Raw genomic sequence first — 18,413 nt, 5'->3', positions numbered from 1 at the left:
AAATGAAGAAGATCCTAACCGTTTTATTCCTGCTGGCCTGTTTTGCAAAGGCCCATGCGCAGGTTTCGCTTTCTACCGGCTGGAAGTTTAAGGCCGGCGACAGCACTGCTTTCAGCGCGACAAATTTCGATGACAGCCAGTGGCAGGCCATTGATGTTAACAAACCCTGGGAACGCCAGAGGCACGATTATTACAATGGCTTTGGCTGGTACAGGCTGCATGTAACTATCCCTGCATCGTTAAAAAACAGTTCGTACTTAAAGGATAGCCTCCGCATCGATCTGCAGAATGTAGACGATAACGACGAATTGTACCTCAACGGTAAGCTGATAGCCAAAGGCGGCAGCGATATAAAGGTCTCTAACTACGGCCCGCGCCACTACATGCTGGCCACCAACAACCCCGCAATTTTGTGGGATAAAGAGAACGTACTGGCCATCCGCATATTTGATACCGGCGGCGACGGTGGCCTTTATGGCGATAAGTTCAGCATCAGCATGAATGATATTATGGATTATGTATCCATCAATACCGACGCGGATTTTGTGTACGGCGCAAAAAACGCGGTTGGCAAATCCATCAAACTGATCTCGAAAGGCAATAACTACAACTATAAAGGCAAACTGGATTTTAAAGTGACCGACCCGGAAACCGGCAAGGTGCTTTACGAGAAAACAAACAAAGCCACCTTCACCGGCAGCAAACCCTTTACCTACACGTTTAGCGCCGCAGCCATCGAACGTAAATCGTACCAGCTGAGCTACGTTTTTACGGATAGCTTGTCGGGTACCAAAATTTCTAAGGTAGAAAGCACCCCGTATATCCTTACGCCGGCACCATCGGCAAAGCCAAAAATTAACGGGCCCGAAGTTTATGGCGCAAGGCCGGGCAATCCCTTCCTGTACCTTATCCCGGCAACGGGGCAAAAGCCGCTTACCTATAAAGCGGTTAGTTTGCCAAAGGGCTTATCGTTGGATGTCGCAACCGGTATTATCAAAGGTTCGGTTAGTAAAAAAGGCGATTACCCGGTAACTTTCACCGTAAAAAATGCAGTTGGCTCGGGCACAAAGCAATTCACCATCTGCATTGGCGATAAAATTGGCTTAACTCCCGCTTTGGGCTGGAACAGCTGGAACGCTTTCGGTTTAAGTGTGGATGATGGCCGCGTGCGTACAGCGGCGCGCACCATGATAGAGAAATTAGCCTCCTACGGCTGGAATTATGTAAACATTGATGATGGATGGGAAATTGATAAACGCCTGCCCAGCGGCGAGATAACCGCAAACCAAAAATTCCCGGATATGAAAGGAACCGTAGACTATGTGCATAGCCTCGGGCTAAAAATGGGGATCTACTCATCGCCCGGCCCAACAACCTGCGGCGGCTACTTAGGCAGCTGGCAGCACGAAGATCAGGATGCTAAAACCTATGGCTACTGGGGGATAGACTATTTAAAATACGATTGGTGCTCTTACAGCGAAGTATCGCCAAAGGACCCAACGCTTACCGATCTGAAGAAACCCTACCAGGTGATCCGTGCATCGTTGGATAAGGTTAACCGCGATATTATGCTGAGCTTTTGCCAGTATGGCTGGGGCAAGGTATGGGAGTGGGGGGCCGAAACAGGGGGCAACAGCTGGCGTACTACAGGCGATATCCAGGATACCTGGAGAAGCATGTCGGAAATTGGCTTTAACCAGGATGAAGCCGCCAAATTTGCACAGCCAGGGCACTTTAACGACCCCGATATGCTAGTGGTTGGCAAAGTGGGCTGGGGCCCAAGCCTGCACAACACGCACCTTAGCGCCGATGAGCAATACACGCACATCAGCCTGTGGAGCTTGCAGTCGGTACCCTTGCTGATAGGTTGTGATATGGGCGCGCTGGATAAGTTTACGCTGAACCTGCTTACCAACAGCGAGGTATTGGCGATAGACCAGGACGCTTTGGGCAAAGCAGCCCGCCAGGTTGTAAAAGGCAATACGTACCAGATATGGGTTAAAGAAATGAAGGACGGTAGCAAGGCGATAGGGTTGTTCAACCTGTCGGATAAGTACCAAACCATTACCCTGCCGGGCACGACAGCGGGCACTTACAAAACCATCCGCAACGTGTGGGAGCAAAAAGATCTTACAAAAGGTGCAGGCGATTTTAAGGCAAGCGTTGCACCGCATGGAGTAATGCTGGTGAGGGTGAAGTAGTAAGAGGCCCCCACCCAACCCTCCCCTGAAGGGGGGGCTTAAAGAAGTAATTAACGATATATAATAAATAAATAAATCAAAAATTACCCCTTTAGGGGGTTAGGGGGCTAAATATGAGCATAGTATGGAAAGGGGTATTCCCAGCGGTAACAACAAAATTTACCGATGATGACGAATTGGATTTTGATGCTTTCGATGCCAACATCGAAGCGCAGATACAGGCGGGTGCCAATGGCATCATCCTTGGCGGTTCGCTTGGTGAGGCCAGCGTACTGACCGATGAGGAGAAAATAGCCCTGCTGGAGCATACCGTAAAAGTGGTTGCAAAGCGTGTTTACGTAGTGCTCAACATTGCGGAGCAAACTACTAAAGCCGCCCTGCAATGCGCCAAAAACGCCGCTAAATATGGTGCCGACGGCCTAATGATGCTACCGCCGCTTCGTTACAAAGCCGATGAGGAAGAAACCGTGAAATACTTTGCCGATGTAGCCAAAAGCACTAAGCTGCCTATCATGATCTACAACAATCCTTTCGATTATAAGATAGAGGTTACGCTGGATATGTTTGAGCAGCTTTCGGCATACAAAAATATACAGGCGGTGAAAGAATCTACTCGCGACGTGAGTAACGTTACCCGCATGATCAACCGTTTTGGCAACCGTTTTGCTATTATGACAGGTGTGGATACCCTGGCATTGGAGAGCCTTTTTATGGGTGCCGATGGTTGGGTCGCCGGGTTGGTTGATGCCTTCCCCAAGGAAACCGTAGCTGTTTACCGTTTGGCTAAAGCCGAACGTATGAAAGAAGCATTGGCTATCTATCGCTGGTTTTTACCGGTACTGGAGTTGGACATCCACCCAAAACTGGTGCAATACATTAAACTTGCCGAAAGCGTTACCGGCCTGGGTACCGAAACCGTGCGCCTGCCGCGCCTTAAAATTACCGGCGAGGAACGCGACAGGGTTTTAGGCATTATTAAACACGCCGTAAAACACCGCCCCGAATTGCCGGCAGGCAGTTGGGGTGTAGAAGTTGAAGCAGAAGTTGATGTAACGGGGGTTAGTTAAGGAAGCAAGACGCCAGGAAACAAGAATCAAGCAGGTAAGGGAAGACAGGTGAAAAAACCCACCATGTCGTTTCGAACCGGCGTGTGAGAGGATAGCGGGAAAAGGCGGGTGTGAGAAAACTTATACGAGATGCATAGCGCTTTGCAAAGTTCGTGGCTTGTCACTCGATAAAATTTTTCCCTTCGGTCAAGAGATAGTTCTCTTCGCCCCGGCGCTTCGGCCCTGCCGCGTGCTCATCGAAATGACATTGGGTTTTACAGGTTTTAGTACAACAATACATGAACACAAAAAATATAATCGGCTACAGCTTTTTACCTCAAACGGGCAAAAGCTTTAAAGCGGTAAGCCCGGCTACCAACAACGAAATTGATGGCGATTTTTACGCTGCCACAGCCGCAGACGTGGATGCCGCCATGCAACTGGCAGATAAGGCATTTGCCGTTTACCGCAACACCGAGGCCAAAACTAAGGCTGCCTTTTTGCGCAGTATTGCCGAAGGCATCACCGCCCTGGGCGATGAGTTGTTAAACCGGTGCGCGGCTGAAAGCGGCCTGCCTATTCCGCGTTTAACAGGCGAGCGTGGCCGGACAACCGGTCAGCTGAATATGTACGCCAATCTGCTGGAAGAAGGCAGTTGGGTAGAGGCTGTTATTGATACAGCGATCCCCGATAGGATCCCCTTACCCCGGGTTGATCTCCGCAAAATGATGGTGCCGATTGGCCCGGTGGTGGTATTCGGCGCGAGCAACTTCCCGATGGCATTCTCGGTTGCCGGTGGCGATACCGTTTCTGCATTGGCTGCGGGTTGCCCGGTTGTGGTAAAAGCCCACCCAGCGCACCCCGGTGCCAGCGCGCTGGTTGCCGAAGTGATCATGCACGCCGCCCAAAAGCACGGCTTGCCAGAAGGCATTTTTTCACACCTTTTTGATGATGCTTACACCGTTGGCGAAGCCCTGGTAAAACATCCCAAAACAAAAATAGTAACCTTCACCGGCTCGCTTAAAGGCGGTATGGCGCTGGTAAAAATGGCACGCGAACGCGATGAGCCTATCCCGGTATTTGCCGAAATGGGCAGCACCAACCCGGTAATATTATTGCCGCAGGCCTTGCAAAACCGCGCTGAAGAACTGGCCAAAACTTACACCGAAGCCATCACCTTGGGCGCAGGGCAGTTTTGTACCAACCCGGGCTTGCTGTTTGCGGTTAAATCTGAAGGGTTGGACAGGTTTAAACAAGCGCTCGGAGCTGGCATTGCCAACGTTGCTTCGGCTACTATGCTTACGGCTGGTATCTGCGGCGACTACCAAAAACTGGCTAAAGAAAAGTTGGGCGATGACGCGGTTAACATCATCGGCAAAGCCGATAAACTTAATACCGAAAACCTAAACCAGGCACTGGCCATGGTAAGCGAAATTTCGGCTGGTGATTTCCTGGCGGATGAGAAATTTAAAGAGGAAGTTTTCGGCCCGTATAGCATGCTCATTGTGGCTGATGATATGGCGCAGTTAGAACAGGTGGTTAGCTCGTTACACGGGCAGTTAACCGCTACGCTGATGGCCGAGCGGGAAGAATTGGCGCTGTACAAGCCTATTATCGATAAGCTAAGCAACCTTGCCGGTCGTGTAATATTGAACGGCCCGCCTACGGGTGTGGAGGTAGGTAATGCTGTGCAGCATGGCGGCCCTTTCCCGGCCACATCTGATAGCCGCTTTACTTCGGTTGGTACGGGTGCTATCAAGCGTTTTGTGCGCCCCCTTAGCTGGCAAAACTGGGAGAACGAATTACTTCCCGATGCACTGAAGGACGAAAACCCGCTAGGTATATGGCGGTTATTTAATAATGAATGGGTTAGATAGGTGAGTGGTAAATGGAGAGTGGTGAATGGTTGCAAAAACGTAATTATTTACCACCCTTCCAACTAAGAAAACCACTCACCAATCAACCACTCTCTACTCACCAAATATGACCAAAACATTTTTCTGTATAGACGCGCATAGCTGTGGTAACCCGGTGAGGCTGGTTGCCGGCGGCGGCCCCAACCTTAACGGCGCCAATATGAGCGAAAAACGCCAGCACTTTTTGAAGGAGTACGACTGGATCCGCAAGGGGTTGATGTTTGAACCCCGCGGGCACGATATGATGAGCGGCAGTATTTTATACCCGCCTCACGATCCGGCAAACGATGTAGCGGTATTATTTATCGAAACCAGCGGCTGCCTGCCTATGTGCGGGCATGGCACTATTGGTACCATTACCATCGCTGTGGAAGAAGGGCTCATCACGCCAAAAATACCCGGCATTATCCGCATGGAAGCACCGGCTGGCCTGGTGATGATATCCTACAAACAGGTAGGCGGGAAGGTGAAATCGGTAAAGCTGGTTAACGTGGCCTCGTACCTCGATTCGGAAGGATTGCAGGTGGAATGCCCGGATCTGGGGATGCTTACGGTTGATGTGGCCTACGGCGGTAATTTCTACGCCATAGTAGATCCGCAGGAAAACTTCGGCGGACTGGAAAACTATACTGCCGACCAACTCATCTCCTGGAGCCGGGTTCTGCGCACGCGCATAAATGAAAAATACACCTTCGTTCATCCGGAGAACCCAACCATTAATACCTGTACGCATATCCTGTGGGCAGGCAAAACGATTTCGCCGGATGCAACGGCCCGCAACGCTGTTTTTTATGGCGATAAGGCGATAGACCGGTCGCCCTGCGGAACGGGTACCTCGGCAAGAATGGCACAATGGCATGCCAAAGGCAAATTAAAAAAAGGTGATCAGTTTATCCACGAAAGTATTATCGGCAGCCAGTTCATCGGCACGGTAGAGGATGAAGTAACCCTGGGCGGTAAACCCGCCATTATCCCCGGAATAGAAGGCTGGGCAAAAGTATATGGCTACAACACCATCAAAATTGATGATGAGGATGATCCTTACGCCTTCGGGTTCCAGGTGATCTAAGGCAACACCACCCAACCCTCCCCTTCAGGGGAGGGCTTTAAAAGTAGAAGTTGAATCAATGAAGCAAATCAAAAATTCCCCCTTCAGGGGGTTAGGGGGCTCGGCTCATGAGTAAATCAATCATCATCGGAGGGGGAATCATCGGCCTGTTCTCCGCATATTATTTGCATAAGGCAGGCTGGGAAGTAGAGATATTAGAGCAGGGCGACCTGCAGGATAATTGCTCTTTCGGCAATGCGGGGATGATAGTCCCCAGCCATTTTATACCACTGGCCGCGCCGGGGATGATAGAGCAGGGCATCCGCTGGATGTTTGACAGCAAAAGCCCGTTCTACGTAAAACCATCCTTAAACCTGGAACTGATAGGCTGGGGACTAAAATTCTTAAAAGCCGCCAATAAAAAGCATGTTGAACGCTCGGCTGTTCCTTTGCGTGATCTGTCGCTCCTCAGCAAAAAGCTTTATAAGGAGTTTGAGGGCGAAGTTGGCTTCAATTTCGGACTGGAAGATAAAGGTATCCTGATGCTGTATAAAACCGCGAAGTTTGAAGAAGAAGAACATCGGACCGCCGAAAAAGCGAGAGCGCTGGGCCTTGACGCGCGAAACCTAACGGCCGGCGAATGCCGTGCGCTACAGCCCCAAATTGATATGGACGTATTGGGTGCCGTGCATTACCATTGCGACGCGCACCTGTACCCGAATAAACTAATTGCCGGTTTAGTAAAATACCTCGAAGGCGCAGGTGTATCGATCCACCGTAATACCCCGGTAACCAACATTGAACGCGACCATGGCAAAGTGCTTTCTGTGAGCAGTAATGGAAAAAACTTTAAGGCGGATAAGTACCTTATAGCTGGTGGTGCATGGTCGCCGGTGATTGCAAAACTGGCCGGGCTAAATGTGCCGCTGATGCCGGGTAAAGGGTATTCTTTTATGGTGGATGAGCCGCAAAAACGAATGAGCATCCCGTCGCTGCTTTGCGAGGCAAGGGTATCGGTAACGCCCATGAACGGTAGCATCCGCTTTGGCGGTACTATGGAGATAGGCAAGATCAACGACAAGATAAACATGAACCGTGTTGCCGGCATTGTGGAATCTATCCCCAAATACTTTCCCGGCTTTAAACCGCCACCCCCGCAGCTCAAAGAGATATGGTACGGCTTCCGCCCATGCTCGCCGGATGGATTGCCTTATATAGGGCGGTCGGATAAGTATAGCAACCTCGCCTTCGCAACAGGGCACGGTATGATGGGCCTGAGCCTTGCCCCGGCAACAGGTAAGCTGGTAGAAGAAGTACTGAACGAAAAGCAAGTATCAGCGGACATTAAACATTTCTCTCCCGATAGATATTAAAACCAACCACTAACTACTCACCATTCACAACTTAAACTCCCTTGAAAGTTCTCCCATTTACCATACCGGTGCCCCACGGGCAAACCATTATAGTGCAGGAGGAGATATTGCCGCATTTTTACCCGCACCTGCACCGCCATGCCGAAGTACAAATCACCTGGATCCAAGAGGGCGAGGGCACGCTGCTGGCCGGGAACAATATGCATGTTTTTAGCGGGGGCGAGGTGTTTGTAATGGGAGCCAACCAGCCCCATTTATTTAAAAGCAGTCCCGGTTATTTTGCCGAGGGCAGCCAAAAACAGGTACGCGCCATCAGCATATTTTTTAATCCCAACGGCAAGCTGGCAGCGTTATTTAACCTGCCCGAAATGCAATCGGTACAAAGTTTTTTTGCGCAGTGGCAAAATGGCTTTAAGATCCCGGCGGCTGTGACCGGAAACTTTTCAGCGTCGATAATAAAAATTCAGCATAACACGGGCGCGGCACAACTGGCCCTGCTGATAGATATGCTGAACGCCATGAGCACAACCGCGAGCTTGCAGTCACTGTCGTCAGAAAGTTATACCTACTCCATGACAGACCCCGAAGGCGCGCGCATAGCATCAGTATATAACTACATTATGCACAACTACAGCAGCGCCCTCACGCTGGATGAGGTTGCCCGCGTGGCCCATTTAACGCCCAACGCGTTTTGCCGGTACTTTAAAAAGCATACCCGTACTACCTTCATCGCTTTTGTAAATAAAGTAAGGGTGAACGAGGCCTGCAAAATGCTGCTGAACGGCAGTTTAAACAATATAGCCGATGTGGCTTATAGCTGCGGGTTCAGCAGCATCACCAACTTTAATTATGTGTTTAAAAACATTGCAGGGAAATCGCCGAGGGATTATATTAACGATTACTCGGGCGCGGTAAAAACCGACCGCTGATCAATTGGGAATTTCGTAGTAATAGATGGGGGCGAACACGCCTTCGCTGGTGGTGTAATAGCCTTTACTATCTGGCGTAAAGCCAATGGCCTCGCCTTGTTTTTCTTGTTTGTAGGGGAGTTCGCGCGGTGGGCGCTGCATGGCTCGCCATGCCGGCTCGTTTGGCTGGCGCTGCCAGTAGTAAACCTTTTCGTAGCTCTTCAACAGTATCGTCATCCCGTCTTTAGAAATATCGCCGGCGGTTATCCACTTAAACGGTTTTATACCTTTAAAGTATAGCTTGGTCCTGAGGGTCATGGTAACGGTATCATCGTTGCGGTATTTTAGCGGGTAGGTGTACACGCCAACCGTATCATAACGCTTGGTAACAATGTAAATGAGTTTTTCAATGGGGTCTATCATCATGGCTTCTGCATCCTTCGCACCATCGGGGTATTTCAGGTTAATGGGTACCGGCACGGTGTTGGCCAGGCTATCTTTTCCCCATTCCTTTTTTTCTTCGGCACGATAAACGGTGATGAACTTACGCGAGGAGCCGTTATCGCCAATATCGCCAACGTATACATAGCTTTTGCCCGGTACTGGGCCCGGCCCAACATCAATATCTTCTACATCAATAGCGCCAAGGTGTTGTTTATGCCCTTTGTAATAAATAGTGGTGTGCAGTTTGCCATCAGGCGTTATGGCGAAGAAACGGCTGGTGTCGCCGCTATCGTTGTGTACGTAATAAAAGCCTTTGTTGAGAGTAGATGCCGCTATGCCCGAAATTTCGTCCATCTCTTTATCCTGCAAGTGGCTCTCCGCCTGCTTTTTACGGTCGATAAGGCGATGCTTGGCAAAGGCGCCAACAAACATCAGCACAACAATGGGGATCAGGATATTTAATTTTCGGCGGCGGCTCATCTCTTTATATGCATTAATAACATCCGTTCGCTTCATATATTATCAACTTTGCAGTAAAAGCTGTAATTATTTAACAAATAATTACAAATATCGGGAATTTTTATGTTTTATACTAAGCGAATAATCTAAGGTAAACAAAAAAGCCGCCTATGTAAGGCGGCTTAAAAAAAGAGATTATTTAAACTTAGGCTACAGCTTCAGTTTTTGTACCTTGGGTCATTTCAATATCCGGTTTGCTCACATCGGTAATCGCTACGCGGCCACGGTCGCGGCGCAGGATGCGGTTAAACAGTGAGATCTCCCTATCAAACAAAAACTGGAAGAATAACTTGGTCCACGAGGTGTGATAGTATAAAGTATCGTAAAACTCGGGTGCTGTTTTTTTGATCTCGGGCAACTTGTTCCATGGGATAGAAGGGAAATCGTGGTGCTCGTTGTGGAAACCTACGTTAAAGGCAACAGTATTAAAATTACCGTAGTAGCTGTACGTTTCCTGCTCAACACTGTGCGTAAGGTAATGCTCCTGTATCCAGCGTGCGCCCAGCGGGTGCAAGCCTACCGAGAACGAGAAACTTAGCAACAAAAACACCAATGAGTGCGCACCCATAAAATAAACGATAGCAGCTGTGAATACTACCTGTATTAAAAAGTTGGTCACTATCCAGCCATCGAAAGGATGGATCTCGCGCAAGCGCGATAAGCGGAAAAGTTGAAATACCGGGAAAAACAACAACCATAAAGCCTTACCAAAAAACGAATTGCTGATAAGCTTGGCCTCCCAGCGGTTAGGCAGATCGGCATCTAGCTCATGCACACCCTGAAAAGAGTGGTGTTTGATATGGTATTTTTCGAACGAAATAGCGCTTGGCAATATTTGCGGTAAATTGGCAAACATAGATGCAAAGCGGTTGGCGTTGCGGTTTTTAAAAAGTAACTGGTGCGTACACTCGTGTATCATTACAAATAGAGCATGATCTGCAAAAGCGCCCAATAAGTAAGCCGCGCCTACTACCAACCACCACGACTGATCGCGTAGGAACCAGGCCAATATCACCTGGAAAGATACGAGACCAATAATAGCGAAGATCGTATTCGGGTTTTTACCTATCAGTTTCCTAAGCTCCGGAAACTGCTTTAAAATCTTTTTTGTACGGATGCGGTGAGGTTCAGACTCACTCGAATAAACAAAATCAGTTCTCTTCATATTAAGCTTAAAACGATGAAGATAAGAATATCGTGCCACAAATCCAGTTTATTGTAAAAAATGATGCTTTTTATTTGAATAAGATCGCTTAATATTTCTTTTAAAGAAATAAATTTCGCTCAATTTTAAGCCAACATTCTCTCCTAAATTTGCGTTGAATAGTTTAATAATTATCTGTAAAATTTAATAACATGTGGTGGATATACGCTTTACTCTCAGCTGTTTTTGCGGCGCTGACCGCCATCTTCGCAAAAATTGGCATAAAAGGGGTTGATACCGACCTCGCTACCGCCATCCGTACGGTAGTGATACTGCTTATTGCCTGGGCAATTGTGCTTGTAAAGGGCGCGGGCAGCGGCATAGGTAGTTTAACCCGGCTAAACTGGATATTCCTGGTGCTTTCCGGTTGTGCTACTGGTTTATCCTGGATCTTTTATTTTAAGGCACTGCAATTGGGGAAGGTATCGCAGGTTGCACCGGTAGATAAGCTGAGCGTTGCCATCGCCATCATCCTATCCGTGATTTTCCTGGGCGAACCGCTTACCCTTAAATCCGCGTCGGGCGCGGTGCTCATCATCGCAGGTACGCTGGTGCTGATATTTTAGATGGATGCGTCAACTACATCGCCGGTTTTGTTGCAGCGCCAATGAGGGTTACATCCACAAGTTCCAGCGCGGTAACTATATGCTGCACCGCCTCTTTATACTTTTTAAAATGAGGCGTTTCTATATGCAATTTATACGCGGCTGTATCCGCGTATATTTCCAGTATGGTAATGTGCGCCGGGTTGGTTTTATCGGCAACAGCATAGTAAGTTAATACACCATGCTCCAGGCGCACGGCAGTTTCCATCTGTAGTTTTAGGGCAGCATTGTACTTATCCAACTGGGCAGGATCCACCTGGATCTTTGCCAGCCTAACTATCTGGGTTTTTTGTTGTGCCATTGTTTTTTCACTAAATATAAGCGTGAAAATACTTATAGAAAGAAATAAGAACAGCCGCTTGGTATGGTTTAATTTCATTTTGTTGCGATTTTAATTAACGGATTTAACTCATTGCGCGCAAAATAATAACCGTCATCCTGAACTTGTTTCAGGGCCCCACGGCACAGGTCGCCCACATGCAAAACCGCTTTGCACGCCGCTGCTTTGCATGTGGGGTGCAGAAATAAATTCGGCATGACGTGCTCCTTTCTGTCTTCTGGACACCTGTGTTGCCTTAAACCGCCAACTCCTCATAAGCGGCCGTCAGGCTCCGTTGGATGCCATCGCCCTGCCACAGGCTTACACCCGGGATAGCTTTTGCCGCTAAGATCTCATCCTTGGTTTTGCCTGCCTTAATACTGCTTTCTACAAAAGCTACCAGCTTCTCCATATAATCCTGCATTTGTTTTACATCTTCTACGGTGCCCGTAACTTTTAAAGGTTCAAACGCGTGGCCGAAAACGTACTGCGTGTTTTTATCGAAGTGTTTGGTTGCGGCTTCCAGCGCCTGCGGCCAGTGCTTGCAGGATGCACCTGCAGAGCGGTCTATATAAGGGTGCATTTTGTTGAACACCAGGTCGCCGGCATGCACAATGTTGGCATGTTCAAAATGGATGAAAGCGTCGCCGTTGGTGTGGCCAGCGCCAAAATAATGGCCGCTTACGATCTCGTCGCCCACTTTTACTTTCCATTTATCCGTGAAGGTGGTATCGGGGTAAAGTTGCTGGTCTTCTTTTTTTTGTTTTACAGCTGCTGCTTTTTGGTTGATGAGCGAATTGGCATGTGCGGCTACATTTTTTGCGACGCCCTTAAAAGCGATGTTGCCGCTGGTATGGTCGCCGTGGTGATGGGTGTTGATGAGCCATTGGAAAGGCTTATCGCTTTTCTTTTGCATTTCTGCTATCAGGTGCGGTGCGGTATTAGGGAACTGCGCGTCTACCACCACAATGCCTTCCTTGTTTACCATCCAGGCGATGGTGCCACCCTGTTCGATGAAGATCCCTACATTATTGCGTAAGGGGATTACCTGGTAAGCCGGGTCGGCCACGATTGAGGCAAAGCTGCGGTTACCTAAAAATGCAAAAGCGCCCGCGGTAAGAGCCGTATTTCTTAAAAATTGTCTGCGTTCCATATAGAAATTAGTTTTTTTGTCCATAGTCTATGGTCCATAGCCCATAGAAATAAATGTTAATTAGCCAATAGCCGATGGCCCGGAGCTCATGGAAAGGTTAGCGCTTACCATGGTCTATGGACCATCGACTATAGACTAAATTAGTATTGATGAAATGCCTGCGATACAAACTCTAGCACTACAGGCAGCGATGCACGCCAGTAGGTCCAGTTATGGGCACCGTCGCGTACGCGGTACTCATGCGGAATTTCCTTTTTTCGCATCAGGTTATGCACCAGCCCGTTGCCTTCGTATAAAAAGTCGTCGTCGCCTATATCCATAAACCAGCGCACCGCTTTTTTGTTAGCGTCGGGCATGGCGTTTATTAAAGGGATAACACTGTATTTGTTGTAATAATTGCTGATGGTGCTATCCGCGAGGGTTACATTCGGGTTGTTTTTTACCAGCGCCGCTTTAGCTTCCTCCAGGCTCAGGAAACCCGTGGCTGCGCTTAGCGGGCAGGCAGAGGAAAACATTTCGGGATGGTGCAACGCGTAAACAAAGCTGCCGCCGCCGCCCATGCTGAGGCCGGCAACCGCGCGATAATGTTTGTCGGCTTTTATGCGGTATTTTTTTTCCACGTAAGGCATCAGTTCGGTAAAAAAGAAATCCTCGTAATTAAAGTCGCCTTTTATATCGTTATAGTAGCCACGGCGTCCGGTATTAGCATCGGGCATTACAATGATCATACTGGTGGCAATGCCATCGCGGATGGCTTTATCGGTAATGTTTTGCACTTCGCCAAACTGCACCCAGCCGGTATGGTCGTCGCCGCCACCATGCAGCAGGTATAGCACCGGGTAGCTGCGGCCACTGGTCTCATAATCGGGCGGGAGGTAAATAGCAAACTTGCGTTCGCTTTTCAGGATCTTGCTGTTGAGGGTTAAATTATCAAACACCTTGCTGGTTTGGGCAAGCAGCAGGGCAGGACAAAGCAGCAGTAATACGGATAGCAATTTTTTCATCAGGATAAGTTTTTTATTTGGTTTGATGCAATCGGGGTTATTGCATGGCAGATAAATTTAGGAAAAAAAAATTGATAAGCGGGATGGAGAATTGACAACTTTTAAAAAGCTGTAAATTCTTTACAGATCAGGTACCTATTACGGTTTAGTGATCTTTGCGCACAAATAACTGTGGCGTTCCCTTTGGGCCAGGCTATACGTTCCAACTCCTCATTCCGAACCGCTGATAGAGGCGATGCTTCATTCCGGGGTTTCCACTGCTATCCTCAACGCAGGCACAGCCAACTAAAAATATTTATAATTTACTGAACCAATCCCTAAGAATACCGTCAATAATTCGGTCAACGATAAAGCTAACGGTAAGATAACCAGTATAATAGATATTATCAGCGTAGGAAGATAGATTATAATAACATTATTGTAAACCGAATGATAAAAACTACACCACTACGCCACCCATCAGTGGATCGCTAAAGCTTGGGTTGCCGGTTTCTACCCTGCCTGCAAAACGCTGCTGGAAATGGCTGTTTCCCTTTACTTTAAGGGTGAAGTCGTACCAGCCGTGGCTGTTCATCAGGTTCAGTTTCATGGTTTGCGGCGCAAAGCTTTCGTAGGTAATGGTCATCTGTTTGATGCCTGTTTTGTAAGCATTGTCAATCACCTCAATAGGCATAGCGGCATGGTTGCCGGGTATGCCGAAGGTAAGCGCGATATTGCCGCTTAGCTTATTACCGTTAGCCTGATAGGCGAAGTTTACATCCAGTTCGGGGTCGGCGGTGTTGCCTTTATACTCGCGGTAAAAACCGTTGGGGCCGTAAACGCGCAAGTGGTATAGGTTATCGTCAAAATCGTTTAACGCCCATTCTTCGGTAAGGCTATCGCCGGGTACCAGCCCATAACTCCAGGTGCGTACGGCTTCTTTTTGCTCTGGGTTATGCAGACTTGCAAATTTGCCCGGCGCATAAACATTGAACGGTGCGCCAAGTGCCTCTTTACCAAATACTTTATTGCCAGCCTCAAACTTAATTTCAAAATGTTTTTTATCCGCGCTGAGTTTGCCATCGGCATACAGTTCGTAATTAAGCGCGTTGGAGTGCTTAACACCCTTCTCCTGCACGGGCATCACTGCGGAAGCGTGGCGGTTTGTTTTAATAAGGGAAATATCGGCGCTGTTCAGCTTTTTAAAGGTAGGCAGCTTTTTAAATTGTGCCTTATGGATGCCTTCCACATACTTGTTCATATTTAAAAATACTGGTTTGCCTATCACCTCGCCATTGTAGGGACGGAACGCCGAGGTAAGATCACCACAAATGGTACGGCGCCAATCGCTAATATTAGGTTCTTTTATTCTTTTGCCGGTTTTATGGCTCAGGAAGTTCTCCAAAAACTGCAGGCAGGAGGTATGGTCGAACACTTCGGAATTTACCCATCCGCCGCGGCTCCATGGCGAAGCGATCACCATCGGCACCCGGTAGCCCAGCCCTATTGCGCTTTCGCGGTCGTAATGGGTTGGGAAATCTTTGCGTTCCTGTTCCTGCTCCAGCGTTACAAATTCTACACGGGTATCAATGCCCTTAGATACTTTGCCGGTACCATCTTTGTGCGAATGTGGTGCCACAAAAGGAGGGATGTGGTCAAAATAACCATCGTTCTCATCGTAATTCAATACAAAAATAGTCTTCTTCCAAACCTCCGGGTTCTTAGTTAGGATATCCAGCACTTCAGATACATACCAGGAGCCATACCATGGCGCACCGGGGTGGTCGGAGAAATTCTCGGGGGCAACCAGCCACGATACGGTTGGCAATTTGCCTGTTTTTACATCCTCCCTAAACTGGTATAAAACATCGCTTTTGGGTACCTGTACTTCGCGGGCCGTGCCGTTGTCATTGTACTTCAGTGTGGTTAATTCGCGATATTGCGGGTCGTTACGGTTGGTAGCAAAACCTTTCTGGTGGATGTTTTTTTCCCTTTGCGATAACCGGTCATACGCACCTGCTTCCAAAAGCTTCGGGTTGTTTTTAATATCGGCCAGTTCATCCTGCATCCATTTCAGCTCGCGTTTTTTCTGCTTCAGGCCTTTGTCGCCTGCGGACATACCGCTTATTTTCTGTTCGGCCTCTGTTATTTTACCGGGGAGTATTTCCAGTAATTTTTTGCGGAAGGTGGTATGATTATCGTGCAGTTTTACGTTGTACTGCTCAAAAAATTCCAGCGGATTATCGGTAAAGTTTGCTAACCAGGAGTCCTGTTCGCCTTCGAAGCCGGTGGGCACGCTTACCTCATTCTGGTAACATTTCCAGCTAATGTTATTGTCTTCCAAACGCTCGGGGAAGGTGGTCCAGTTCAGGGTGCCGAAATCGGCATCCTCATTCCATACCCTCGGGCGCGATCTTTCGTTTTGCTCCTCGCGGACGGTGCCCGTCCAAAAGAAAAGCCTGTTAGGCGTGGTGCCGGTGAGCGACGAACAAAAATTCTGGTCGCACACGGTAAAGGCATCTGCCAGGGCATAGTTAAAAGGAAGGTCTTCGCGGGTATGGTAGCCCAGGGTAAGCGGCATATCCTTATAGTCGGGGTTGCCCGATTTTTTTTCGATCAGCCATTGGTCGAACTTGCCGTCGTTACGGGCGTTAACCTGGTTGGTCCAGCTGTGTGGCAGGGAGTTCATCCAGGTGGCTTTGGTGTTTTTTATGTCGAGGTGAAAAGGGGCGAAAGTTTCGCCTTTTTCGTTGGATTGCAACCAAACGGGGTTTTTGTTGGGCAGGTCGATAGCCCTTGGATCGTTATACCCCCGCACACCCTTCAGCATCCCGAAGCAATGATCGAACGAGCGGTTCTCCTGCATCAGGAAAACAATATGCTCGGCATCCCGCCAGGTACTGCCAATTTTAGGGTTTATAGCCAAGGCCTTTTGGATAGACGGCGGTAATACACTGCTTAAACCAGCCGCGCCGGTAAGCATGGCCGCTTTTTTAAGGAAATCTCTGCGAGAATTTAACATGAGGTAAATATAGTTATCGATAGTGTAAGTTTATCTAAAATGCCTGCGTCGTAATCGACTCACCCGGCCATTGCTTCGCTCGGCCACCCTCTCTCCGCAGGCGGAAAGAGGGTTAGATGCACTTTTTTTCTCACCCTCTTTACCGCAGGTAGAGAGGGTCGACGCATGGAGTGCCGTCGGGGTGAGTCAAATATCTGTTACGCGTACAAGGTTATGCAACCACTGTTAACTGTAAATAATATAAATGTGAACCTTACGCTTAAAAATAAATTTCGCTAAATTCCCTGCGTAAATCTAACCATCTATTTATGATACGTAAGCTCACCCTCACCTTCGCGCTGTTTTCGGCGCTTGCTTTAAACACCGTTGCCCAAACCGGGCCTTATGTGCCAACTGCCGATAACCTTGCCGCCCGTAAAAAATTCCAGGAATTAAAGTTTGGCCTGTTTATCCATTGGGGTATCTATAGCATTTTGGGCGCCGGCGAATGGGTAATGTATGAAAAAAAGATCCCTTACGATAGTTATAAGCGCCTCGCCGGATTTTTTAATCCACAGGAATTTAATGCCAAGGAGTGGGTACAATTCGCCAAAAAAGCGGGGATGAAGTATATTACTATTACCTCTCGCCATCATGATGGGTTCAGCATGTTCGGCACAAAAATGTCGCCTTATAATATTGTGGATGCCACCCCTTACCATAAAGACCCCTTGATGGAACTGGCCAAAGAATGCGAGAAGGAAGGCATTGAACTGCATTTTTACTATTCCCTGCTGGATTGGGGAAGGCCCGATTATGCCTTCGGCAGCCCTATAGTAGATGGCAAACCGCAGAATGGCGACTGGGATAGCTATATTAAGTTTATGAAAGACCAGCTAACCGAACTGATCACCCAATACCCGGCTGTAAAAGGCATTTGGTTTGATGGGCATTGGGAGCGCAAGAACGCTAACTGGCATTACGACGAGATTTATGGGTTGATACATAAGCTGAACCCCGCGATACTGGTAGGTAATAATCACCATTTGGAGCCGATAGAGGGCGAAGATTTCCAGATGTTTGAGAAGGACCTGCCGGGTGCCAATACTACAGGCTTTAGTGGGGAATCGAAAATTGGAAAATTACCGTTGGAAACCTGCGAAACCATCAACAACAGCTGGGGCTTTAATATTACCGACCGCAGTTTTAAATCGTCTAAACAGATCATCCATTACCTGGTAAACGCTGCCGGGAGGGATGCTAACTTTTTGCTGAACATTGGCCCCATGCCAAACGGTAAGATCCAATCGGAATTTACCGATACGCTGGCTATTGTTGGTAACTGGATGCAAAAGAACGGCGAAAGCGTTTACAACACCAGGGGGAGCTCGATGCCACCGCAACCATGGGGCGTGATGACCGCCAACGGAAAAACGCTATACGCGCACGTTACCACAAGCCCGGCGCAAGCTTATATTTTCATCCCGCAGATGAAGGAAAAAGTTACCAAAGCCGTTTTGCTGAACGGTGGTACCGCGGTAAAGTTTAAACAACAGCCAGAAGGCGTGTTTATTTATACCAATGGGTTAGCTATGGACCCGGTTGACACCATTGTTAAACTGACCGTAAATTAAGAGCATCGCTAACATGCACCATAAAAAATGGCCGGCTTTTTTGAAGTCGGCCATTTTAT

At 48.3% G+C, this 18,413-nt stretch carries 14 protein-coding genes; 8 read left to right on the top strand and 6 right to left on the bottom strand.

What is annotated here, in order from left to right:
- Positions 1-2 precede the first annotated feature (2 nt).
- The 6 genes from EPL05_RS03925 to EPL05_RS03900 all read left to right on the top strand — a co-directional run bounded on the left by EPL05_RS03925 (position 3) and on the right by EPL05_RS03900 (position 8,513).
- Positions 3-2,201: a putative Ig domain-containing protein gene (locus tag EPL05_RS03925; protein ID WP_128532310.1), complete on the top strand. Its 2,199-nt coding sequence runs from the start codon at positions 3-5 to the stop codon at positions 2,199-2,201.
- Positions 2,202-2,314: 113 nt separating this feature from the next.
- Positions 2,315-3,268, top strand: coding sequence for a dihydrodipicolinate synthase family protein (locus EPL05_RS03920; protein WP_128532308.1), 954 nt, complete (start codon positions 2,315-2,317; stop codon positions 3,266-3,268).
- A gap of 278 nt (positions 3,269-3,546) precedes the next feature.
- Complete coding sequence (locus EPL05_RS03915; protein ID WP_128532306.1) at positions 3,547-5,124, top strand: aldehyde dehydrogenase (NADP(+)); 1,578 nt, start codon at positions 3,547-3,549, stop codon at positions 5,122-5,124.
- Between the two features lie 106 nt (positions 5,125-5,230).
- Positions 5,231-6,232, top strand: a complete 1,002-nt coding sequence (locus EPL05_RS03910; RefSeq protein ID WP_128532304.1) for a 4-hydroxyproline epimerase — start codon at positions 5,231-5,233, stop codon at positions 6,230-6,232.
- Between the two features lie 107 nt (positions 6,233-6,339).
- The gene (locus EPL05_RS03905; protein ID WP_128532302.1) at positions 6,340-7,584 is read left to right on the top strand and encodes an NAD(P)/FAD-dependent oxidoreductase; all 1,245 of its coding nucleotides are present in this window, start codon (positions 6,340-6,342) and stop codon (positions 7,582-7,584) included.
- 41 nt (positions 7,585-7,625) lie between these two features.
- Positions 7,626-8,513: a helix-turn-helix domain-containing protein gene (locus EPL05_RS03900; RefSeq protein WP_128532300.1), complete on the top strand. Its 888-nt coding sequence runs from the start codon at positions 7,626-7,628 to the stop codon at positions 8,511-8,513.
- On the opposite strand, the gene EPL05_RS03895 is transcribed toward EPL05_RS03900, so the two are convergent.
- Positions 8,514-9,452 carry a hypothetical protein gene (locus tag EPL05_RS03895; RefSeq protein WP_128532299.1) on the bottom strand — a complete coding sequence of 313 codons (939 nt, stop codon included), beginning with the start codon at positions 9,450-9,452 and terminating at the stop codon, positions 8,514-8,516. It lies immediately after the preceding gene.
- Positions 9,453-9,600: 148 nt separating this feature from the next.
- Positions 9,601-10,620, bottom strand: coding sequence for a fatty acid desaturase (locus tag EPL05_RS03885; RefSeq protein ID WP_128532297.1), 1,020 nt, complete (start codon positions 10,618-10,620; stop codon positions 9,601-9,603).
- Positions 10,621-10,811: 191 nt separating this feature from the next.
- On the opposite strand from EPL05_RS03885, the gene EPL05_RS03880 reads away from it, so the two are divergent.
- Positions 10,812-11,225 carry an EamA family transporter gene (locus EPL05_RS03880; RefSeq protein ID WP_128532295.1) on the top strand — a complete coding sequence of 138 codons (414 nt, stop codon included), beginning with the start codon at positions 10,812-10,814 and terminating at the stop codon, positions 11,223-11,225.
- 13 nt (positions 11,226-11,238) lie between these two features.
- Here the strand turns inward: EPL05_RS03880 and EPL05_RS03875 are convergent, their stop codons facing one another.
- From EPL05_RS03875 to EPL05_RS03860, 4 genes are all read right to left on the bottom strand, one after another.
- Positions 11,239-11,565 carry a putative quinol monooxygenase gene (locus EPL05_RS03875; RefSeq protein WP_208394671.1) on the bottom strand — a complete coding sequence of 109 codons (327 nt, stop codon included), beginning with the start codon at positions 11,563-11,565 and terminating at the stop codon, positions 11,239-11,241.
- Positions 11,566-11,839: 274 nt separating this feature from the next.
- The gene (locus EPL05_RS03870) at positions 11,840-12,736 is read right to left on the bottom strand and encodes an MBL fold metallo-hydrolase (RefSeq protein WP_128532291.1); all 897 of its coding nucleotides are present in this window, start codon (positions 12,734-12,736) and stop codon (positions 11,840-11,842) included.
- A gap of 140 nt (positions 12,737-12,876) precedes the next feature.
- Positions 12,877-13,740 carry an alpha/beta hydrolase gene (locus EPL05_RS03865; protein ID WP_128532289.1) on the bottom strand — a complete coding sequence of 288 codons (864 nt, stop codon included), beginning with the start codon at positions 13,738-13,740 and terminating at the stop codon, positions 12,877-12,879.
- Positions 13,741-14,179: 439 nt separating this feature from the next.
- Positions 14,180-16,741 (bottom strand): phosphocholine-specific phospholipase C, encoded by a 2,562-nt coding sequence (locus EPL05_RS03860; protein ID WP_128532287.1) that lies wholly within the window; start codon positions 16,739-16,741, stop codon positions 14,180-14,182.
- Between the two features lie 308 nt (positions 16,742-17,049).
- Here EPL05_RS03860 and EPL05_RS03855 point away from each other — a divergent pair, with 308 nt between their 5' ends.
- Complete coding sequence (locus EPL05_RS03855) at positions 17,050-18,354, top strand: alpha-L-fucosidase (RefSeq protein WP_128532285.1); 1,305 nt, start codon at positions 17,050-17,052, stop codon at positions 18,352-18,354.
- The last annotated feature ends 59 nt before the right edge of the window (positions 18,355-18,413 follow it).

This window comes from Mucilaginibacter gilvus (assembly GCF_004054195.1).
Taxonomy (GTDB): Bacteria; Bacteroidota; Bacteroidia; order Sphingobacteriales; family Sphingobacteriaceae; genus Mucilaginibacter; species Mucilaginibacter gilvus.
Note: the sequence above shows the minus strand (reverse complement) of the source record. Positions and strands in the feature narration are given on the sequence as shown.